The 21,709-nt window shown below is 37.5% G+C and carries 16 protein-coding genes and 1 riboswitch; of the genes, 2 read left to right on the top strand and 14 right to left on the bottom strand.

The genetic code is table 11. The annotated features are described in order from the left end of the window. The 6 genes from BUA76_RS06570 to BUA76_RS06545 form a co-directional block, all read right to left on the bottom strand. Positions 1-3,123, bottom strand: a complete 3,123-nt coding sequence (locus tag BUA76_RS06570) for a vitamin B12 dependent-methionine synthase activation domain-containing protein (RefSeq protein ID WP_072883981.1) — start codon at positions 3,121-3,123, stop codon at positions 1-3. 4 nt (positions 3,124-3,127) lie between these two features. Then, a complete protein-coding gene (locus tag BUA76_RS06565) occupies positions 3,128-4,219 on the bottom strand; it encodes a fatty acid desaturase family protein (protein WP_072883980.1) in 1,092 nt (363 codons plus the stop codon). Between the two features lie 83 nt (positions 4,220-4,302). Continuing rightward, complete coding sequence (locus BUA76_RS06560; protein ID WP_072883979.1) at positions 4,303-5,313, bottom strand: homocysteine S-methyltransferase family protein; 1,011 nt, start codon at positions 5,311-5,313, stop codon at positions 4,303-4,305. A gap of 95 nt (positions 5,314-5,408) precedes the next feature. Next, a complete protein-coding gene (locus BUA76_RS06555; RefSeq protein ID WP_072883978.1) occupies positions 5,409-6,575 on the bottom strand; it encodes an O-succinylhomoserine sulfhydrylase in 1,167 nt (388 codons plus the stop codon). Positions 6,576-6,681: 106 nt separating this feature from the next. Continuing rightward, entirely contained in the window at positions 6,682-8,223 is a 1,542-nt protein-coding gene (locus BUA76_RS06550) for an ACT domain-containing protein (protein WP_072883977.1), read from the bottom strand. Positions 8,224-8,226: 3 nt separating this feature from the next. Continuing rightward, complete coding sequence (locus BUA76_RS06545) at positions 8,227-9,165, bottom strand: alpha/beta fold hydrolase (RefSeq protein ID WP_083573175.1); 939 nt, start codon at positions 9,163-9,165, stop codon at positions 8,227-8,229. 58 nt (positions 9,166-9,223) lie between these two features. Then, positions 9,224-9,331: riboswitch (SAM riboswitch) on the bottom strand. 187 nt (positions 9,332-9,518) lie between these two features. Between BUA76_RS06545 and BUA76_RS06540 the strand changes: the two genes are divergently transcribed. Beyond that, on the top strand, positions 9,519-12,134 hold the full coding sequence (locus tag BUA76_RS06540) for an MGH1-like glycoside hydrolase domain-containing protein (protein WP_072883976.1): 2,616 nt from the start codon (positions 9,519-9,521) through the stop codon (positions 12,132-12,134). 237 nt (positions 12,135-12,371) lie between these two features. Beyond that, a complete protein-coding gene (locus BUA76_RS06535; protein WP_072883975.1) occupies positions 12,372-14,051 on the top strand; it encodes a T9SS type A sorting domain-containing protein in 1,680 nt (559 codons plus the stop codon). Positions 14,052-14,123: 72 nt separating this feature from the next. Here BUA76_RS06535 and BUA76_RS06530 read toward each other — a convergent pair whose 3' ends face one another. The 8 genes from BUA76_RS06530 to BUA76_RS06495 form a co-directional block, all read right to left on the bottom strand. Then, positions 14,124-14,549, bottom strand: a complete 426-nt coding sequence (locus BUA76_RS06530; RefSeq protein ID WP_072883974.1) for an OsmC family protein — start codon at positions 14,547-14,549, stop codon at positions 14,124-14,126. A gap of 13 nt (positions 14,550-14,562) precedes the next feature. Next, positions 14,563-15,267: a phosphodiester glycosidase family protein gene (locus tag BUA76_RS06525; RefSeq protein WP_072883973.1), complete on the bottom strand. Its 705-nt coding sequence runs from the start codon at positions 15,265-15,267 to the stop codon at positions 14,563-14,565. A gap of 32 nt (positions 15,268-15,299) precedes the next feature. Then, positions 15,300-16,622: a DUF58 domain-containing protein gene (locus tag BUA76_RS06520; RefSeq protein ID WP_072883972.1), complete on the bottom strand. Its 1,323-nt coding sequence runs from the start codon at positions 16,620-16,622 to the stop codon at positions 15,300-15,302. A 59-nt stretch (positions 16,623-16,681) separates the two neighbouring features. Beyond that, positions 16,682-17,713, bottom strand: a complete 1,032-nt coding sequence (locus BUA76_RS06515; RefSeq protein ID WP_072883971.1) for an AAA family ATPase — start codon at positions 17,711-17,713, stop codon at positions 16,682-16,684. Positions 17,714-17,819: 106 nt separating this feature from the next. Continuing rightward, positions 17,820-18,971, bottom strand: a complete 1,152-nt coding sequence (locus BUA76_RS06510) for a DUF4350 domain-containing protein (RefSeq protein WP_072883970.1) — start codon at positions 18,969-18,971, stop codon at positions 17,820-17,822. Between the two features lie 8 nt (positions 18,972-18,979). Then, entirely contained in the window at positions 18,980-19,771 is a 792-nt protein-coding gene (locus BUA76_RS06505; RefSeq protein ID WP_072883969.1) for a DUF4129 domain-containing protein, read from the bottom strand. Then, a complete protein-coding gene (locus BUA76_RS06500; RefSeq protein ID WP_072883968.1) occupies positions 19,764-20,726 on the bottom strand; it encodes a DUF4013 domain-containing protein in 963 nt (320 codons plus the stop codon). The genes BUA76_RS06505 and BUA76_RS06500 overlap by 8 nt, the downstream gene beginning before the upstream one ends. Further along, on the bottom strand, positions 20,710-21,693 hold the full coding sequence (locus BUA76_RS06495) for a stage II sporulation protein M (RefSeq protein WP_072883967.1): 984 nt from the start codon (positions 21,691-21,693) through the stop codon (positions 20,710-20,712). Before BUA76_RS06495 ends, BUA76_RS06500 begins: the two co-directional genes overlap by 17 nt. Positions 21,694-21,709: the final 16 nt, after the last annotated feature.

The following is a 21,709-nucleotide window of genomic DNA, read 5'->3' as shown; positions in this document are numbered from 1 at the left end:
TTAAATTCCGTCTGCCAAATTAGGATTCAGCCATTTTCTCGCTTCCTGCAAAGAAATTCCTTTCCTTACCGAATAATCTTTCAGTTGATCTTCTGCGATTTTTCCCAATCCAAAATATTTGGTGTGAGGGCTTCCGAAGTAATATCCGGAAACCGAAGCAGTCGGGAACATGGCTAAACTTTCCGTCAGGTAAACCCCGATATTTTCTTCCACTTTCAGCAAGTCCCAAATTGTATGTTTTTCCAAGTGATCCGGACAGGCAGGATAACCGGGAGCCGGACGGATACCTTTATATTTTTCAGCAATCAATTCTTCATTGGTTAAATTTTCCTGATTGGCGTAGCCCCAATATTCGGTTCTGACTTTTTTATGCAAAAATTCGGCATAGGCTTCTGCGAAACGGTCTGCTAAAGCTTTTACCATGATGGCGTTATAATCGTCATTCGCTTTTTCATATTCCTGCGCCAGCTCATCTGTTCCGAAACCTGTTGTTACACAGAACGCTCCGATATAATCAGTTTTGCCTGAACTTTCAGGTGCAATAAAGTCGCTTAAAGCCAGATAGTCTTTTCCTTTAGAACGCTGCGCCTGTTGTCTTAAAGTAATGAATGTTGCTTTCTGCTGATTATTTTCGTCAAAGACAAGAATATCATCCGTTTCGTTGGAATTGGCTTTAAAAATACCGAAGATTGCTTTTGCTGTTAAGAGCTTTTCATCCAAAATCCTTTTTAGAATAACCTGGGCATCTTTGAATAATTCTTTAGCCTGCGTTCCAACCACCTCGTCTTCTAAAATCTGAGGATATTTCCCATGAAGATCCCAGCTCCTGAAAAACGGCGACCAGTCGATAAAGGGCAATAATTCCTTTAAATCCTGATTTTCAACAACGGTAATTCCTAATTGATTGGGTGTGAAAATTTCTTCGTTTTTCCAGTCGATTTTAAACTTATTTTCTCTGGCTTCTTCAATGGAAACATAGTCTTTTTCCACCTGCCGGTTCAGGAACTTTTCACGGAATTCAGAGTATTCAGATTTCAGATCATCAACATATTCCTTGTTTCGGTCTCCCAATAACGAACTTACTACATTTACCGCTCTTGAAGCATCGTTCACATGAACTACCGCATTTTTATATTTCAAATCAATTTTTACAGCGGTATGCGCTTTTGAAGTTGTTGCACCACCTATTAACAAAGGAAAATTTAAATTTTGTCTTTCCAATTCCTGCGCGATATAAACCATTTCATCCAGGCTTGGAGTGATCAGTCCGCTTAATCCGATCACATCTACTTTTTCTTCAATAGCGGTCTGGATAATTTTTTCAGCAGGAACCATCACTCCGAGATCAACAATCTCATAATTGTTACAACCCAAAACGACACTCACAATATTTTTACCGATGTCATGAACATCACCTTTTACCGTTGCCATCAGAATTTTTCCCGCCCTCTCTCTCCCAGAGGGAGAAGAATCGCTAATACTATTATTTTTACTTTTTTGAAGTTCTTCAGAAATTGTATGTAATACGGAATCAAGATTTGTTAAAACATCCTCATTCGTAAACCGAATAACTTTAAAGCCATACGACTGCAAAATTTCAGTTCTTGATGCGTCCTTTTCTTTTTGTGCTTCCTCATCATGAAATTTCCCGTCAACTTCTATAACCAAATTAGCCTTCAAACAGACAAAATCTACTATATACTGGTCAATGATATGCTGTCTTCTGAATTTATAGCCTTCAAATTTTTTACCACTTACAATATTCCAAAGTAAGGTTTCTGCTTCCGTCATTTGATCTCTCAACTCTCTCGCACGTATTTTCAAATCTTTATATAAGACCGGGTTTGCGGTTTGCCAGTCATATTTTTTATTTTCATTATTTCGCGGATCATTTTTAGAGATTTTCTCCCCTTCGGGGGAAAGGGGGCCTTTAATAAATGGTTCAATATACGCCACCGCTTTTTTCATGACCCTCGCTGATTTTACTACCTGTGGCAAAAACATTTTTCCGCTTCCGAACAAATCTCCAACAACGCCCATTCCGGTCATTAAATTAATTTCAATGACATGGAGCGGCTTTTCTGCCTGTAATCTTGCTTCTTCAACATCTTCTTCAATGAAACGGTCGATTCCTTTTACCAAAGCGTGTGTAATTCTTTCCTGCAACGGATAATTTCTCCATTCCAAATCCTCAGCTTTTTCTTTTTTGACTGATTTATTCTTTTCGGAATAATCTAAAAGTCTTTCGGTAGCATCTTCCCTTTTATCGAGAATAACATCTTCCACCAACTCAAGAAGCTCTTTATTAATTTCATCATAGACTTCCAGCATCGCGGGATTCACGATTCCCATATTCATTCCTGCCTGGATTGCATGATATAAGAAAACAGAATGCATCGCTTCCCTCACCGTATCATTTCCACGGAATGAAAAAGAAACGTTCGAAACCCCTCCGCTTACCGATGCATACGGAAGATTCTGGCGAACCCATCTTGTTGCTTCAATGAAATCGATGGCATTTCTTCGATGCTCATCCATCCCTGTAGCAACCGGGAATATATTTAAATCAAAGATGATATCTTCTGCAGGAAAATTTAAACGATTCACCAAAATATCGTAAGAACGCTTTGAAATTTCAATTCTGCGTTCGTAAGTATCGGCCTGTCCCACCTCATCAAATGCCATCACAATAACAGCCGCACCGTATCTCTTGATTGCCTTTGCCTGCCTGATAAATTCTTCTTCACCTCCTTTGAGACTGATTGAATTGACTACACATTTTCCCTGTGCCACCTGAAGTCCGGCTTCCAGAATCTCCCACTTCGAAGAGTCGATCATTAAAGGAATTCTTGCAATGTCGGGTTCTGAGGCAATCAGGTTTAAAAATTTAATCATGGAAGCCTTTCCGTCGATCAATCCATCGTCAAAATTAACGTCGAGAATCTGCGCGCCGCCTTCAACCTGGTGACGGGCAATATCCAGTGCTTCCCCGAATTTTTCTTCTTTTATTAATCTTAAAAATTTCTTAGATCCGGCAACATTGGTTCTTTCACCAACATTGATAAAATTACTTTCCGGTGTTATGATCAAAGGCTCAAGCCCCGATAATCTTAAATATTTCATTAATTTATTCTTCTAAAATAAAATAGGCGTTGTTTGCATTCTGCTTCAGCAAATCAACATGTTTTTCTAAAGCGGTTGCCATCGGAAATCTTTTATAGGCTAATCCGTGATCTCTCGCAAACTGCTCAATTTCTTCCGTAATTTCATTATAATAAGCATAACTGTAATTTGGAAAAAGATGGTGGGCAACATGAAAATTGAAATTCCCCAGCACGTTTCTTACAAACCAGTTATTTTCCTGTAAATCATTAGTAACTTCAAACTGATGGTGCAGCCAGCTGAAAGGCAATCCGTTTTTTTCATCCAGTTTTGGGAAAGCGTTATCAGGTAGCGGGTGCAATGGAAGCAATACAAAAAGTGCAAAAATACTCGCTGCAATGACCTGTAAAAACCAGGCTCCCAATGCAAGGCCTATTGAAACCTTAAAAAACAAAACCGGAACTGCAATCTGATAGAAAAAATAAAACAGTTTATAAGCAATCATCTTTACTTTTTCTTTTACCGGAATTGCTCCCTGCGTTTTCAGGATTACACGGTCATTATCAAAAAAATCCCTAAAGTCTCTGATAAACATCCAGTTGAATAAATATAAAGGATACACCAGAAAGAAAAACCTATGCTGATATTTCTGAATTCCTTTGGCTTTAATCCATGGAACAATTAATAAAAGACCGCTTTGTTCAATATCCGTATCCCAACCTTCAACATTAGGGTAGGCATGATGGCTTGCAATATGTCTTTTTTTCCAGATGTAGGAATTGGCTCCTACAAAATCAAAAATCTGCAATACCAGGTTGTTAAGCTTTTTACTTTTAAAAATATTATTATGTGCCGCCTCGTGAATCAAATTAAGATAAATTAAAACAAGTGATAACCCCATCAAAACAAAACTTAGAATATATAATCCGGCGTTTTCTGCATTAAATAATGCAAAAACATACAATCCGATATACAATAAAGGCAATATAACGGCTTTGATTTGGATATAAATATCTCTGTTTTCCGGAATTGATTCCACCCTCTGGTTCACTTTTTTTCTTAATTCATTAAATAGTTTTGCATCCTCTGAATCTTTTAAGTAAATAGGTTTTTCCATTATATTTAAATTTTGTGTGATACTTAAAGATAATATTAAAAAGCATTCCTTTTCTTCCTATTCAATTAAAAAATTCTATTAAATCAGACAAATTCCTTCAATTTCCTTGGTGGATATTCTGAAACCAGATCAGCAATCGCTTTGATATGATCCGGTGTTGTTCCACAGCATCCTCCAATGATGTTGATCAGTCCTTTTTCCACATACTCTTTGATCTGTGCCGCCATATCTTCCGGTGTTTCATCATATTTTCCGAAAGCATTTGGTAAACCCGCATTCGGGTAAGCAGACACATAAAATTCTGAATTGTGTGCCAATGTTTCGAGGTATGGCGTCAACTGATTGGCTCCCAAAGCACAATTGAAACCTATGCTTAGTAAGTTCAGATGCGAAACAGAGATTAAAAAAGCTTCCGCAGTTTGTCCGCTCAGCGTTCTTCCCGAAGCATCAGTAATGGTTCCTGAAACCATAATCGGAATTCTGATTTCTCTTTCATCCTGAATTTCATCAATAGCAAACAGAGCCGCCTTTGCGTTGAGGGTATCAAAAATGGTTTCTACCAGTAAAATATCTGAACCTCCGTCTAATAAAGCTTCGCACTGCTGTTTGTAGGCAATTCTCAATTCTTCAAACGTAATGGCTCTGTATCCGGGATCATTCACATCCGGGCTTAAGCTAGCCGTTCTGTTTGTGGGACCGATGGAACCAGCAACGAATCTTGGTTTATCAGGGTTTTTAGCGGTGAATTCGTCACATACTTTTCTGGCGATTTTTGCAGATTCGTAATTTAATTCATATACCAGATCTTCCATATGATAATCTGCCATGGCAATCGTTGTTCCCGAAAATGTATTGGTTTCGATAATATCCGCTCCTGCTTCCAGGTATTTGCTGTGGACTTCCTCTATTGCATGAGGTTGTGTAAGGGAAAGCAGATCATTGTTTCCTTTCACGGGATGTTGCCAGTTTTTAAAACGTTCGCCACGGTAGTCTTCTTCTTCAAACTTGTATCGCTGAAGCATGGTTCCCATAGCTCCGTCCAGAATTAAAATTCTTTCGGACAATGCTTTGTATAATTGTTCTGAATTTTTCATTTTATTTATTTTTCATCGATGAATTAATTCGTGATTGATATTTTATCCATAGGTTTCACCTACGGTTATTATTGTTGAACCTTTCAGGTTCGTTGTTAACCCAATGCCTGCTTTAAATCTGCAATAATATCATCGATATTTTCCAGACCAACGGAGCAACGCACCAAACCGGCTGTAATTCCAACTTCATTTCTTTCTTCGTCTGATAATTTGGAGTGCGTGGTGGACGCGGGATGTGTTACAATGGTTCTGGTATCACCTAAGTTTGCGGAAAGTGAGCACATTTTTATGTTGTCTAAAAAGTTTCTTCCGCCTTCAATTCCGCCCTTGATTTCGAAGGCTACAATATTTCCGCCCAGTTTCATCTGTTTTTTGGCAATTTCGTAGCTGGGGTGAGATTTTAAGAAAGGATATTTTACCAGTTCCACATTGGGATGACTTTCCAGAAATCCTGCAACTTTTAAGGCATTTTCACAGTGTTTTTCTACACGAATCGCCAACGTTTCTAAACTTTTAGACAACACCCAGGCGTTGAAAGGCGACATTGCCGGACCTGTATTTCTGGCGAACAGATAGATTTCACGGATCAGGTCTTCTCTTCCGACAGCGACTCCTCCTAAAACCCGGCCCTGCCCGTCAATTAATTTGGTTGCGGAATGCACCACGATATCGGCTCCATATTGTATCGGCTGCTGCAAATAAGGTGTTGCGAAACAGTTATCCACAATAAAAATTAAATTGTGTTTCTTCGCAATTTTCCCGAAAAATTCTAAATCCAACACCTCAATCGCGGGATTGGTAGGTGTTTCCAGATATAAAATTTTTGTATTCGGCTGAATGTATTTTTCAATATTTCCAGCATCTTCTGCTTTGAAATACGTTGTTTCGATATTCCATTTCGGGAAATATTTTGTAAACAAAGTATGTGTAGAACCAAAAACCGACTGACAGCTTACGATGTGATCTCCTGCATTTAATAAGCTGGCAAAGGTTGAATATATGGCCGCCATTCCTGTTGCGAATGCATAGCCTGCTTCGGCACCCTCCATTTTGGCTATTTTCTCTGTAAATTCTGTTACATTCGGGTTTGAAAAACGGCTGTACAGATTTTTCTGTTTTTCTTCTGCAAAACTTGCCCGCATATCTTCTGCATCCTGAAAAATAAAGCTGGATGTTAAATATAAAGGTGTTGAATGCTCATCAAACTGAGTTCTTTCCGTCTGGGTTCTGATGGCAAAGGTTTCAAAATTTTCGTTTTCCATTTTTTGCTTTAAACCTTGAAGGTTTGTTTAGGTTGTTTAATTTATTTTGTCCATAGGTTTCACCTACGGCTATTGATATTGAACCCTTTCGGGTTCTATGCCTGTCTTATTTCGTTTCGCTTACTCTTAAAATATCACCGAAAACGCCTCTCGCGGTAACCTTCGCTCCGGCACCGGCACCCATAATGACAATCGGGTTTTCTCCGTAGCTTTCCGTATAGATTTCAAAAATGGAATCTGATCCTTTTAACTGTCCTAAAGCGGAAGTTGCCGGAACTGAAATCAGCTTCACATCAAGCTCGCCTTTATCTTTTTGTAAATCTCCATGAAGGTCGCCAACATATCTTAATACATGACCGGCTTCCTGATTGTTCTTGATATTTTGATATTCTTCATCTAACTCGCTCAGTCTCGAAAGAAATTCCGGTTTTGAAACGGAAAGCAGGCTTTCAGGAACAAGATTCTGGATATTGATGTCTTCAAATTCATTGATAAGGTCTAATTCTCTCGCAAGAATCAATAACTTTCTGGCGACATCATTTCCGGAAAGATCTTCTCTCGGATCAGGTTCCGTGTATCCTTTTTCCAATGCTTCATTAATAATCGTGGAAAACGCATCATCTCTTAAAGAAAAATTATTGAAAACATAACTTAATGTTCCTGAAAAAACACCTTTAATTCTTGTAATATTCTCTCCTGAAAGGTGGAGAAGCTTGATGGTATCAATCAATGGCAACCCTGCTCCAACATTGGTTTCGTAAAGATAACGACGGTTGTTCTTATTCAACGTATATCGAAGCTGTCGGTATTCCGAAATCGGAAGCGTGTTGAAAATTTTATTAGATGAAACCAGATCAAAACCGTTTTCTGCCAGCGTATGATAATTTTTCACAAAATCCTTACTTGCCGTGTTATCCACAACGATTAAGTTTTCAAGCTGATTTTCTTTTGAAAAACGAATTAATTGCTGAACATCTGAAGGATTTTCCGCTGTTACAACCTCATCACTCCAATTGCTGTCAAAACCTTTTTTGTTAAAGGCAATTTTTTTTGAATTGGCAACTGCTACTACTTTAAGATCGATTTTTTTCCTTCTTTTAATTTCTTCTGAAGACTCTAATACCTGCTCTATTAAAGTTCTTCCAACATTTCCATGACCAATAATAGCCAAATGAACTGTCTTCGGTTTTTTAGAAATTTCAGATTCTATAATATTTTTTGCTTTCTCATCCTGGGAAGAAGTAACCACAATATTTACCCTTTTTTCCGCTGCAATCTGATTAAGCAACAATGGGAACACATTATTCCTCGCCAGTTCAGTCAGTATTTTATTTAAATCTTCTGCAACAAAACCTAAAACCGACACATTGTTGATGCTGTAAATCTGAGAAACCTTTCCCGATTTTCTTTCTGCTTCAAATTCATCAATCAGGCAATTCACCGCTTTTTCGGAATCATTTTCCTGAACAAGAATGGAGATTCCGTTTTCTATTGCCTGCTGGGAAATTACCCCAACACTGATTCTCGCTAGCGTGAGCGCTTTAAAAATTCTTCCGTCAATACCGATTTCACCTAAGAAGTCCTCCCCCTCAAATTTGATGATTGACCTGTTTCTCAAAAATTTTATTTCGTTTGCATTGCTTTTCATCTCCTACAAAATATTTTTAATGATCGTATTTAATTGTTCGTATTCCATTAAGAAGGCATCATGACCATGATGAGATCTGATTTCATGATAAGATACATTCTCTTTATCTTTCTTTAATTTTTCAAAGCACATTCGGATTTCGGCAGCAGGAAAGAAAAGATCCGTATCTACAGCGATGAGATGTATCTGAGCCTTTATCTTATTCAGTTCGGATCCATCCGCATTGATGGTCATCAGCAAATGATTCATTAACCGGTACGATGGCAAACTAAACCTTTCATTCAAAGTATCACCATGAAAAATAAGCCAGTCCTCCGACTCCAGCCGTTGTTTTTCCAGATTATATCTGTTTTGAAATCTGTTATTTAATGATTCCGGCGTTCTGTAACATAACATCGCATGAATTCTGGCTTTTTGCAGGGGTCTATCATTTTGATTTAACAAAAATTTCTGAACAAGACATTGCGCATGAAGCCAGTCGTGGGTTTTAAAATCACAGGCAATGGGAATAAATACTTCTGCAAGTGCAGGATTTTTAACCAGCATTTCCCAGCCGACACTCCCTCCCAAAGACCCTCCGATAATAGCATGTAACCTTTTAATATTTAAAATATCAAGACCCTGTAAAAAGATATTGGCAATATCCGCAGCAGTAAAATCTTCATAGTTTTCGATAAAAAAATCATCGTAGCCATTTCCCGGAATATTGAAGCATAAAATGGTATACTGATCTGTATCAATAACCTGCTTTTTTCCAATCAATTTTTTCCACCATCCTTTTTCACCAGCAACATCTGAATTGCCGGTTAAAGCATGATTTATCAGAATTACCGGTGCAGAAAACAATTCTTTTCCGAAAAGCTGATAGCTTAACGGAATATGATATTCCTTACCTGAATGGGTTTGGTACGAAAAATTAATATGTATGAGTTCGGTTTCCAATTCTATTTATTTTAAATACAATTGAAAATGCCACAGGAAATGGCTGAAGAACTTCAGTAAGTTATCTGTCCAAAATAAATCTGGTAGAACGTAGCACCTTCATTGCTTGCGCAAAGGGTTGCTAAGGTTTCATCGGGTCTAATCCCTCAACCTTTCTTGATAACATTTTCAATATTTGAATGAACGAATGGTGCAAAGATAAAACTTTTATTTTAATTTTTTATAAAAATTTAACTTAACACCTCAATACCTATTCTAAAAGCCTTTTCGGCATGATATTAAGTTTAATTCAAATTAAGGAAGTTGGAATTTTTTAACAAAAAGGCTACCTTCGTAATGAAAAATGATGAGATATGATTGCTGAAAAACATAGATTACAAAACACCGACTGGAAAAACTGGGGACCATATGTCAGTAACCGGCAATGGGGAAATGTAAGGGAAGATTACAGTCCCAATGGCGATGCATGGAATTTCGCCAATCACAATAATGCAGAGAGCTACGCTTACCGCTGGGGGGAAGAAGGAATAGCCGGAATCTCCGATGCCAAGCAGATTTTTTGCTTTGCCCTTTCATTCTGGAATAAGAAAGATAAGATGGTAAAAGAGCGTTTTTTCGGGCTGAGTAATCCGCAAGGGAATCACGGTGAAGATATTAAAGAGATTTTTTATTATCTGGACAATACGCCTACTCACAGCTATATGAAAATGCTGTATAAATATCCGATTAATGCTTTTCCTTATGATGATATCCGTGCAGAAAACGCAAGAAGAAGCAAAAAAGAAGCAGAATACGAAATTTTCGATACCGGGATTTTTGACAAGGATGAATATTTTGATATTTTTATTGAATACGCCAAAGCGGATCATGACGATTTCTTAATACGGATAACAGTTTTTAACAGAAGTGATCACGCCGCTCCTATTGTAATTGCACCGACAATATGGTTCAGAAATAACTGGAAGTGGGGATATAATACCTACAAAGGACAGACTGCTGCTTCGCATGAAGGCTGCATCAATATTCAGCATGACAGTATTTCGATTAAAAAATTCTATTCAAAAGATACGCAAGCAGAAAGCGTTTTTTGCGAAAATGAAACCAATAATCCCAAATTATACGGAGCTCCTTATCCTGGAAACACTTATTTTAAAGATGGAATCAATGACTATATTATTTATGGCAGCAATACTATAAATCCTGAAAAAAGAGGGACAAAAGCTTCGTTCATTCTGGATGAAATTATTGAAGCCGGAGAATCTAAATCTTTTGACTTCAGACTTTCTCCGCAAGACCTTGATGAGCCTTTTGAAAATTTTGATGAAATTTTCAGCGCACGAATTGAGGAAGCCAACGAATTTTATCAGGAAATCCAGAGCGATGTAGTAGATGAAGACGAAAGAAATGTACAGCGACAGGCTTTTGCCGGATTGCTATGGAACAAACAGTTTTATCATTATAATGTAGGAAAATGGCTTAAAGGTGATCCTAATTATGAGGCGCCACGGGATTTCTCAAATTATGTAAGAAACACGGAATGGAATCATCTCCATAATAAAGATATTATTTCAATGCCCGATAAATGGGAATATCCGTGGTACGCTACGTGGGATCTTGCCTTTCATTGTGTTCCGTATGCGCTGATTGATGCGGAGTTTGCGAAAGGACAGCTTCTCCTGCTCACCAAAGAATGGTATATGCATCCTAACGGACAGCTTCCTGCTTATGAATGGAACCTGAGCGATGTAAACCCACCGGTACATGCCTGGTCTTGCTTCAGGGTTTTTAAGATTGATGAAAAGCAAAACGGAAAGCCCGATCTTTTATTTTTAGAAAAAGTTTTCCAAAAGCTGCTTCTTAACTTTACATGGTGGGTAAACCGAAAGGATAAAAACGGAAAAAATATTTTCGGAGGAGGATTTTTAGGCCTTGATAATATCGGCGCTTTTGACCGGAATATGGTATTAAAAGACGGGCAGCATCTGGAACAGGCAGATGGAACGAGCTGGATGGCAATGTATGCATTGAATATGATGCGTATCGCAATGGAACTTGCCCAATATTATCAGGTATATGAAGATATGGCTATTAAATTTTTTGAGCATTATCTTTATATTGCAGAGGCCATGGAGAATCTGGGTGATGGAACAAAAGGACTCTGGAACGAAGAAGACGGATTTTTCTATGATGTTTTACAGCTTGGAAACGGCGACAGTGTTTCCCTGAAACTAAGAAGTATTGTAGGTCTTATTCCAATGTTTGCCGTTGAAATTATAGATCATCATCTTCTTGATAAAATGCCCAATTTTGTTGAAAGAATGGATTGGGTGCTTAAAAACAAGCCCGAGCTTACAAAACTGGTTTCCCATTGGGAAGAAGAAGGCCAGGGAAGAAAACATCTGATGAGCATCCTCAGAAAAACAAGACTTACAAAAGTACTGAGCCGTATGCTGGATGAAAAAGAATTTTTAAGCGATTATGGGATACGGGCCATGTCTAAAGTTTATGAAGAAAATCCATTTGTCTTTTCTGTCCACGGAACACAGAATGTTGTGTACTATACTCCGGGAGAGAGTGACAGCCGAATGTTTGGAGGAAACAGCAACTGGAGAGGCCCTATATGGTTTCCGATCAACTTCCTTATTGTGGAGAGCTTGCAGCGATTCCATTTTTATTATGGAAACAGCATGAAAGTAGAGCTTCCCACGGGAAGCGGCGATAAGAGAAATCTTGATGAGGTGGCCCAAAATATAAGCAACCGGTTATGTTCTATTTTCCTAAAAGATGAGGTAGGACAGCGCCCTTTTAACGGGGGAAACGCCAAGTTCAATTATGATGAGAATTTTAAAGATTATATTACGTTCTTTGAATATTTCCATGGTGACAACGGCCGTGGAATAGGTGCTTCCCATCAGACCGGATGGACAGCAACGGTTGCAAAGCTGCTAAAACCAAGAATGTCATTCTAGAAAATATATTTTACTTATTACAAATCCGTCTCACAACTGAGGCGGATTTTTTTATATCCCATTTATTCATTCTTTCAATTACAGCATTAAGACATATAGTTAAAATCTATTTAATCATTAATATAAAATCATTATTACTATAAAATAAATATAATATTTGTAATATTTTTAAATTTGAATTGATTTTTTAACATTATAATATCTATATTAGCAAATAAATTTAATAAACTATTTCTTATGAAAGGAAAATTACTACCTCTTACAGCTTTGGTACTATCAGCTGTATGCCATTATCAACTTAATGCCCAGGAATATCAGCCGCTGCCTATTCAAAGTGGCTTCAATGCTGATGTAGTTGCCAATGGTGTGGGACCTTCAGCATCTTCCACCAACAATGATGTAGATGGTGTAAGCTATGCTTTTATTTCACGGGATTTTCAACTGACTGCAGCAAGTACTCCTCTTACGTACGGGCTCCCTACAAATGGGATTATCAATTCCGTTGTAGCTACAACATCCGGCCTATCTTACCAACTTGGCGCATACAGTGCAAACAATACCCTCAGACTTCAAAATACTAACGACAACGGGACTTTAATTTTCACCACACCGATGCAGGCACTTACAGTATATATGCTGGCAACTGGAGGAAGCGGAGCCTGTACCGTAGATGTGGACGTCAATTTTACAGATAATACTTCACAAACATTTTCAGCAGTCAGTATTTCCGACTGGTACGGAGGTAGCAGCTATGCTATTCAGGGGATTGGAAGAATTAATATATCAAATGACAACCTTGAATCAGGCTCGGGAACCAATCCAAGGCTGTATCAGATTCCTTTGGCAATCAGTACGGCCAATCAATCGAAAAGCGTAAAAAGTGTTACGGTAACAAAAGTTGGAACAGGAGGTATTCCTAATATCTTTGCGTTTTCCGCAGATGCCTACAACGCATGCAGCACACCGACAAACATCACCGCTACAACTACCATGACGGAAGCAACATTAAGCTGGACAGCACCGGCAAGTGCTCCTGCATCAGGATATCAATATTACTACAGCACTTCATCTACCCCTCCTACTGCATCAACAGCTCCTACAGGAAGTGTAACTTCAGGAACTACGGTAACTCTTAATCAGCTTACAACCGGACAAACGTATTATTTCTGGGTAAGATCAAATTGCGGAGGTTCATCACAAAGTTTCTGGAAAATGAAAGAATTTACCCCGGGACAAATCAGTACCTTATATACAGCAGGAGATATCAATACAGAGTTTAACAATTCCGGAGTTACCACTTCATCTACCACCAGCTGTGCCGGAACTTTGAGTGTTAACGTACCTGCTGGATATAAAATAAAATCTACATCCGTTTCTTATAAAATGTCAACGGCATCGAACGGATGGATGGGTGAACAAAGAAGCCTCTTGGTTTGCACTACCAATAATGTTACAGAAGCTTCCGTAGCATCGGGATCCGGATCTTCTACCGGTACGTATTCTTACAACAGAACAGGACTTACCTTGGCTAATGACCTTACCGGAACTGTAAACTTCGAACTGAGAGCATGGAGAACGTATGGAGGATCAGGCTGTACTGCAGAATATAACAAAGTTGATAACAATACATTTACGGTAACAGTTACTCTGGAACCATTAGCATTGGCAACAAATGAAGTTACGGTAAAAGAAAAAGAAAGAATTGCACATCCTAACCCTTTCGTGGATACTTTATACCTTGAGAAAGCCGAAAATGTGAAAAAGGCTGTCATAACAGATCTCTCGGGAGTAGTGGTGAAAACTATTGAAAACCCTTCTTCATCAGTATTTTTGGGAGGGCTAAAATCCGGAATGTATATTCTAACTTTACAAATGAAAGACGGCTCTCTAAAAAGCATGAAAACCATCAAGAAATAATAATTGCAAATCATATTAAAAAACCCGCGGATAAAGATTTATCTGCGGGTTTCTTTTATGAGTATAACAAGATTAAGGCTGAACAACATCCCCGTTAACCCAAACTTCATATCCTATTTCTACAGTCGGTTCCAGCGTTTTCGAAACAGAACAGTACTTTTCAAATGACAATTGGGCTGCTTTCTGAGCTTTTTTAGGATCAATATTTCCTTCCAGTAAAAATTTTACTTTGACGGATTTAAAAGGTTTTGCATCATCAACCGGAATTCTCTCCCCTTCTACCTCAGCTTTAAAGTCTGTAATTTCCTGTCTTTGTTTTTTCAGGATAGAAACAACATCAATGCCGCTGCAGCCTGCAACGGCCATCAGAACACTCTCCATAGGTGAAACGCCTTTTGCGCCCGGCTGTGTTGTATTATCGAGAAGAATTGAATTTCCCTGAGCATTGGTACATTCAAACAAAAAATCGTCATTAATTCTGTTAAGTGTTATTTTCATTTTACATTTATTTTTATTCTGTAACTCCGATCATGACTCCAAAACTCCCGTCTTTCTGTATCCATTTTTCCTCAGGACAATAAGTTCTTGAAACAAAACCATCGAGATACAAAGCTTTATTACATCCTAATTCTCTAAATATTGAAGCAAAATTATAAAAATTAACCTCTAGTTTAGACATAATAAAAATTACATTCCCGTTTTTTAAAATCCCAACTCCATTCCTGATATTAATATTCTTAGAATCTTTTTTAAATATTGGATTTACTTTTCCATTAATTAGTAACAGTGGTCCTGACTGAGTGGCATATTGTATGTCTGGATTATCTCTAAACGATTCTGTCTCAATAATTTCTGCATCCTTATTTCTCGTGAGATAAAATATTCCGTTAGGCTTGAGATAAAAATTTCCCTTTCCGGCTAGGGTATCAATTTTGTTTAGAATATTAAAGTTTTCAATATAAAGTCCTTTCGGAAAATTATTTGGTTCAAACATTCCTCCGTTCATCGCAAACCTTAATTTCTTTTTATCCTGCTGTGTTTTATCTTTTAAATTATTAATGCTCTTTAGAATTATTCCGTCATTATCTTTCCAGTAAAAAGCAATATTTTCAATCTTTGGATTTACTTTGAAAATTACAAAATTATTTTCATCTTTGATTTTTTTATCACAGGACAAAACAAAATAGAAAGATAATATGATTAATGCAATTCTCATTAATAAGAAACTTAGATAATTTAAGCTCAAAATTATAAAATTCCTCTTGCTTTTATCTCCAGGTATTTATTGATAACATCGATATTTAAATTCTCCGGCAAGGTATAAACCGTGTAAATACCGTATTTTTTAAGTTCCTGAATAATCAGTTTTTTTTCAAATTCAAATTTTTCAGCGATAATCTCATCATAAATTTCCTGCATGCTTTCCGGATTTTTATGGATTAAAGTCTGGAGTTCGGAGTTTTTAAAGAAAACCACTACCAATAAATGGTTTTTGGCAATTCCGCGCAGATATTTCAGCTGGCGGTTAAGTCCGTCCAGCGTTTCGAAATTGGTGAACAGCAGTATAAGACTTCTCTGGTTCAAAGAATATTTTACATCCTGATACAGCCTGTTAAAATCACTTTCAAAAAAATCGGTTTTAATATTATAAAGTGCTTCCGAAATTTTTCTGAGCTGCCCCGATTTATTTTCAGCCGCAATTTTATTTTCCGTTTTTTTAGAAAAGGTCATCATCCCGGCCCGGTCACCTTTTTTAAGGATAATATGAGATAAAGCCATTGTTGCATTGATGGAATAATCCAGCAGGCTTAACCCTTTAAAAGGCATCTTCATCGTTCTTCCGGTATCGATCAGCATAAATATCCGCTGTGATTTTTCGTCCTGAAACTGGTTGACCATCAGCCGGTTTGTCTTGGAAGTTGCTTTCCAGTTGATCGTCCTGATATCATCTCCCGGTACATATTCTTTGATCTGCTCAAATTCCATGGTATGGCCCAGCTTTCTTATTTTTTTAATTCCCCCCATCAGAAATTCGCTTTGAATAGCCATCAGCTCATATTTTCTCAGGTGAATAAAAGACGGATACGAAGGTAAATTAGCATCTTTTTGAAAATTAAATCTTTTCGAAACAAACCCCAAAGGTGAAGAAACATATATGTTCAGGTTTCCGAAATTATATTCTCCACGCTCTTTCGGTTCAAGGATATACTGAAAAAAGGTATTCCTTCCGGGTGCAATCTGTTTTTCAATCAGGAAATCACGCTTCTGAAACTGAAAAGGAATTTCATCGATTACTTTAATATTAATTTTAAAATCGTAATTGTTTTTAATATCAATTTTCACCGGGTTTTCATCACCGTTCGACAGCTTTTCAGGCAAAATCCTTTGTGCCGAAATTCCTTTATTTTTGTTAAAAACAAAGAGCGCATCTACCATTATTGCTAAAAAGCAAAGCAGTAAAACAATATGCGCTGCCCACATAAGAATCGGGAAAAAGAAGGCAAAGACATACAGGATTCCCACTCCGATGAGCATGTAAAAAAAGCGCGTATTGATGTATAAGTTTTTCATTTTTTAAGATGGCGGCTTTCAGGTTGGAGATAGCAGTTAATCACGTTACTGAATAATTTCTATCTTGGAATTTCAATTCCTTCTAAAATTTGTCTGATGATTTCATCAGCCGTAAGGCCTTCCATTTCTCTTTCAGGCGATACGATTACTCTATGTCTCAATACGGCATAACTTGCTTCTTTGATGTCCTCCGGTGTCACAAAATCTCTCCCTCTTAATGCAGCATAAGCTTTTGAAGCTGTTAACAGTGCAAGACTGGCCCGTGGAGAAGCGCCCAGATACAGGAACTGATTTTCCCTTGTATTCACAATAATCTTGGCAATATATTCCATCAGCTGGGACTCAACAATAATCTCTTTTACAAGCTGCTGGTAATTTTTCAACTGTTGAGCCGTTATGACGGGGTTTACCACATCTGTCTTATCTTCCGTTTTATTTTCGTGCTGATTTTTTATGATGGCAATTTCCTGCGCCAGATCAGGATATCCTACATTGATTTTAAACAGGAAACGGTCAAGCTGCGCTTCCGGCAGTCGATAGGTACCTTCGTGCTCAATAGGGTTTTGGGTAGCCACTACCAGGAAAGGCTCTTCCATGGTGTAGCGTGTTCCGTCCATGGTAATCTGTCTTTCTTCCATTACTTCGAACAGGGCAGCCTGTGTTTTTGCAGGGGATCTGTTGATCTCGTCAATCAAAATAAAGCTGGAAAAGATCGGTCCTTTTTTAAATTCGAATTCGGAATTTTTTACGTTGAAAACCGAAGTTCCCAAAATATCCGACGGCATAAGATCCGGTGTAAACTGTATCCTGCTAAATCCTACATCAATGGTTTTTGCCAGCAATTTGGCTGTAATTGTTTTTGCCACTCCCGGAACACCTTCGATAAGGACGTGTCCGTTTGATAAAAGTGCTGCCAGAAGGTGTTCTACCATGCTCTCCTGCCCCACGATTACTTTGGCAATTTCAGATTTTACTTTATCCAGGCTTGTTCGAAGCTCAATCATATCTATCCTAGACTGAAACTGGTCTTCTTTTTTATCAAGAGGTATAGAATTCTGGTCTTCTGTATTCGGGTTTTCAAAATTTTCCATATTGTAATTTTTTTCAATGTAACAATGGATCAATGTAACAGTTTACCAATTAAACCGTATTCATTATTATATTGTTACACTGTTACATTATTGTATTGTTATATTTTTAAATTATCTCGTCAAGCAATTTATTCATTTTTGCAAGATCTTCTTTCATTACCTGTGCATACGGATCCTGTGCCTTTTTGATCAGCTGAATGGCTTCATCAATCATTTCCACAGGCTTGCCTGTTTTTAGATGAAGTTTCTTGGCAAATTCGTGATCCAGATGCTGCGTGTCAATCAGCAAATCCATTCTCACCTTGTTCAGGAAGTACTGTGCTTTTTTAGCCATCATATCGTGAAAGTCTCCTTCCTGAAGATAAAGATTTCCGATGCTTTTCACAAAATCAACAGAGGTATTTTTTAACGGCTCTATGATCGGGACAATACGCTGTTTTCTTTTAGCATTAAAGAAGATAAACAGCAAAAGACCTCCTAAGAATACCCACCATGCATATTTAAGTGCAGGATTGGAAAGAATGAACCTCAGGAAAAACTGCGAAACTTTTGCATCATTTTCTACAAACCAGATGGTTTCCCGGTCATCAAGATACGAGAAAACATCCTGCGCATATCTTACGTTTCCATGTTTTAAAAGGTAATAATTGGTAATGAAAAGCGGCTCACAATGTACATAAACATTACCCTTTCCGAATGATATCTTAATAAAGTTTGCTTGATCAGAATTGTTTTTTTCAACGGTCTTTCCCAAGACCTCCACACCGGGTTTTATGAAAGTAAAACCTCTTCCCGACGGGAATTTATCCAGATGAATAAAATCGTTGGTGAATTTTCGGTCCGTAAGCTTCAGTACATTTTCGTCTTCAAAAGAAATCTGGGAATCATAATAACCAATGCTGTCTGAAATTTGTTTCGGCATTTCACTGACAATAAGCATCGCATCCGAACCCCTGGACACCTGATCCAGAATCTTATTCCACGACTGCCTGTCTAAATCTTCTTCTACAACCAGAATATTGTGCGGCTTTTTATCAGCCTGATAATAATCGTAGGGTGTTTCTGATGTTTTTTTGATTTTATTTTTAAACAATGCATTCACCTCGTTATTAAAAACAAACAAACCGAAAGGTGATTTTTGGCTGATATCGAAATTTTTTCTCCAGTCCGTTCTTTCCGTTTTATTGGCTTCAAACAATACCAGAATAATCATCACAATGATGAAAATTACAGCATATATTTTGAATGTTTTATTCATGGTAAGGATTACGGTTTAAACGATTGATACTGGTTTTTAAATTTCTGATAGCTTTCTTCCGAAATGCTGAATTCTCCGTACCATACATAATCAAAAATGTAGGAAAGCTGAAAGAATTCTTCCTTAAGATGTGGGGTTTTTAATTCTGCCACATAATCTTTGTTGGTTTTTTTAGGGTTCCAGGCAATAAGTTTTTTATCACTGAGCTTTTTTAACACATACAAAAACTGGTAGCGCACTGCGGAACGGAAATCACCGGATTTTTCAAATTTCAGGATACTTTCCGGAAAATTGATCTCATGAATATTTTCATGGAGCTCTTCATCTTTAAGATCAACTTTTTTGTTTTTCTTTCCGAACAGGAAACTTCCTTCCTTACCAACGAGATATTTAATAATAAAATACAGCAGAAAGCCCACAAGAATAATAGCAAAAAGCCGTACAAGGATTCCCGCAATGTTGGATGAATTCGTAAAAACCGTCTCCCCGAAAATGCTGTTCAGGATTTCACCGATTTTTTTCATCAGCTTTTCCCAGATCGACATTCTCGGTTTTGTTGTGGTATAGTCAAAATCTCCGCCTTTGTATCTTGACGGAACGTTTTCTTTAAATTTTTTAGGATAAACCGTATTATCCGTAACCGGTTTGTTCTGCAATACAGAATCTGCCCGGTACATATTTTTGTAGTGGCTTGTACTGACAGAATCTACATACACTTCTGCCGTCGGCGGCGGATCATCCTGTGCATGAACAGATCCTACCGCTAAAAAAATCAGTAAAAAAATAAAAAACTTATTCATTAATCCCGATGGTATCTATTTCTGCCAGTTCCATTTTCTGATGAAGATCTGTGCGGCTGTCGTAATACATTAGTCCTGAATTAATGTATAAAACATTCATGAGCAGTGTTGAGATGATAGAAGAAATTCCATACATTACAAAAAATAAAATCCCGAAACTTCCGGCAAAAGGGTTTTGCTCAAATTGCGCATCAGGAGCCGTTGTTGAAAGTTTCATGATAAAGAGAATCATCGGAATAGATGAAAAGAAAATGCTCATAATATAAAACAATACCATCATGATGATGGTTGATCCCCAATATTTCCAATATGGAGAATTTTCCCTTCCGTTTTTATAGGAGAACTGTGATCTTATAGCATAGCTAAGTGATTCAAAAAAACCTCTGTTCCCGTTAAAATAATCGAAGCAGAAAAATAAGATGATATTAAATAAATTAGGTACCACAAAAAGCATAATCAACAATCCTATAACAATAAAAATAAGAATATACGAGATCCCGAAAATGACAAATGCAATGGGTAACACCAGGAATGTCAATCCGAAATAAGCAGCGACTATCTTTTTACCGTTTGTTTTAAAATCACTGAGGATATCATCTGCCTTTATACTTATTTGTCCTTCCGCAACTCTTTTCATATAGAAAACAGGAAACAGGAAATTAACAATCATGAGAACTGATGAAAGAACGAAAAGCAAAATCCCGGTTATGATAAGCATTCCCATATTATCACTGAGAAACTGCTCAAAATAATAACTTTGCCCCGCCATATTGGAGCCGAAAATTGCCCCCAGGAATTCTTTATACCCGAAAACAATAACTACCAACATCAGAATCAGCAGTAATCCGTTCAGGAGCAGGAAATTTTTAAAATAATTTTTACCGTATAATTTAAAAAAATTGAAACTGTCTGTGATAAACGTTCCGAAATCTCTCTTTTTATAAAACTGCATCATGGATCTGGTTATTGATTTTTCTGTTAACGATGGAAGGATATATAAAATAGTAAAACCCAATAATGATAAGTGATCCGAAGATAATGATCAGGTTTAAAGACAGCGGCATATTGAGCGCATGTCTTGTAACGTAACCTTCGATAATTCCGGCACAGATGGTAAAGGGTACCGTACTTAAAAATATTTTAAAGGAATCTTTAAATCCGTTCTTAAAAGAATTGAATCTTGAAAACGTCTTTGGAAATAAGATGGACGCCCCGAGAATAAGCCCGCACATGGCTTCCACCACCATGGAAAAGATCTCAAAAACACCATGCAGCCATATTCCGCGTGCACTGTCGCCCAACGCTCCGTAATCATAGAAAAAATACTGGAAAGAACCCAGCATCACACTGTTTGACAAAAGCGCCCACAAGGTACCGACCCCTCCAAAAATCCCGTAAATATAAAGCTTGGCTCCTACTCCGATATTATTGAATATAATCCCGATTGTACTTCCCCAGGTAGATCCGCTCTGATAAACGCCAACGGCATTACCTTTGTTAATGTTTTCAATAGTCTGGTTTACATAATCTTCGCCCAAAATAATTTTAGCAAAATCTTTATCATACACTGCAGAAAGCAGACCGATCAGGGTAAATAAAGTGAAAAACAAGAATGCATATCCCAGATATCTTCTGTACTGATAGACAAGCAAAGGAACTTCCGTCTTGAAGAAATACAACAGGCGGTTTTCCTCCACTCTTTTAGTTTTATAAATTTTCTGAAAAATCTGCGAAGAGAGGTGATTCAGATAAACTGTTGTATTGCTTTTAGGATAATAGGTCTGTGCAAAAGAAAGATCGTTGATAAGATTAATGTACAGCGAAGAGAGGTCATCAGGATTTTTTTTAATTTTCCCTTGAATAACCTGTTCGATTCCCAACCATTTTTCTTTATTTTGTTTAATAAAATAAACTTCTCTCATAACTATAAGGCTAAAA

This window comes from Chryseobacterium takakiae (assembly GCF_900129385.1).
Lineage (GTDB): Bacteria > Bacteroidota > Bacteroidia > Flavobacteriales > Weeksellaceae > Chryseobacterium > Chryseobacterium takakiae.
Note: the sequence above shows the minus strand (reverse complement) of the source record. Positions and strands in the feature narration are given on the sequence as shown.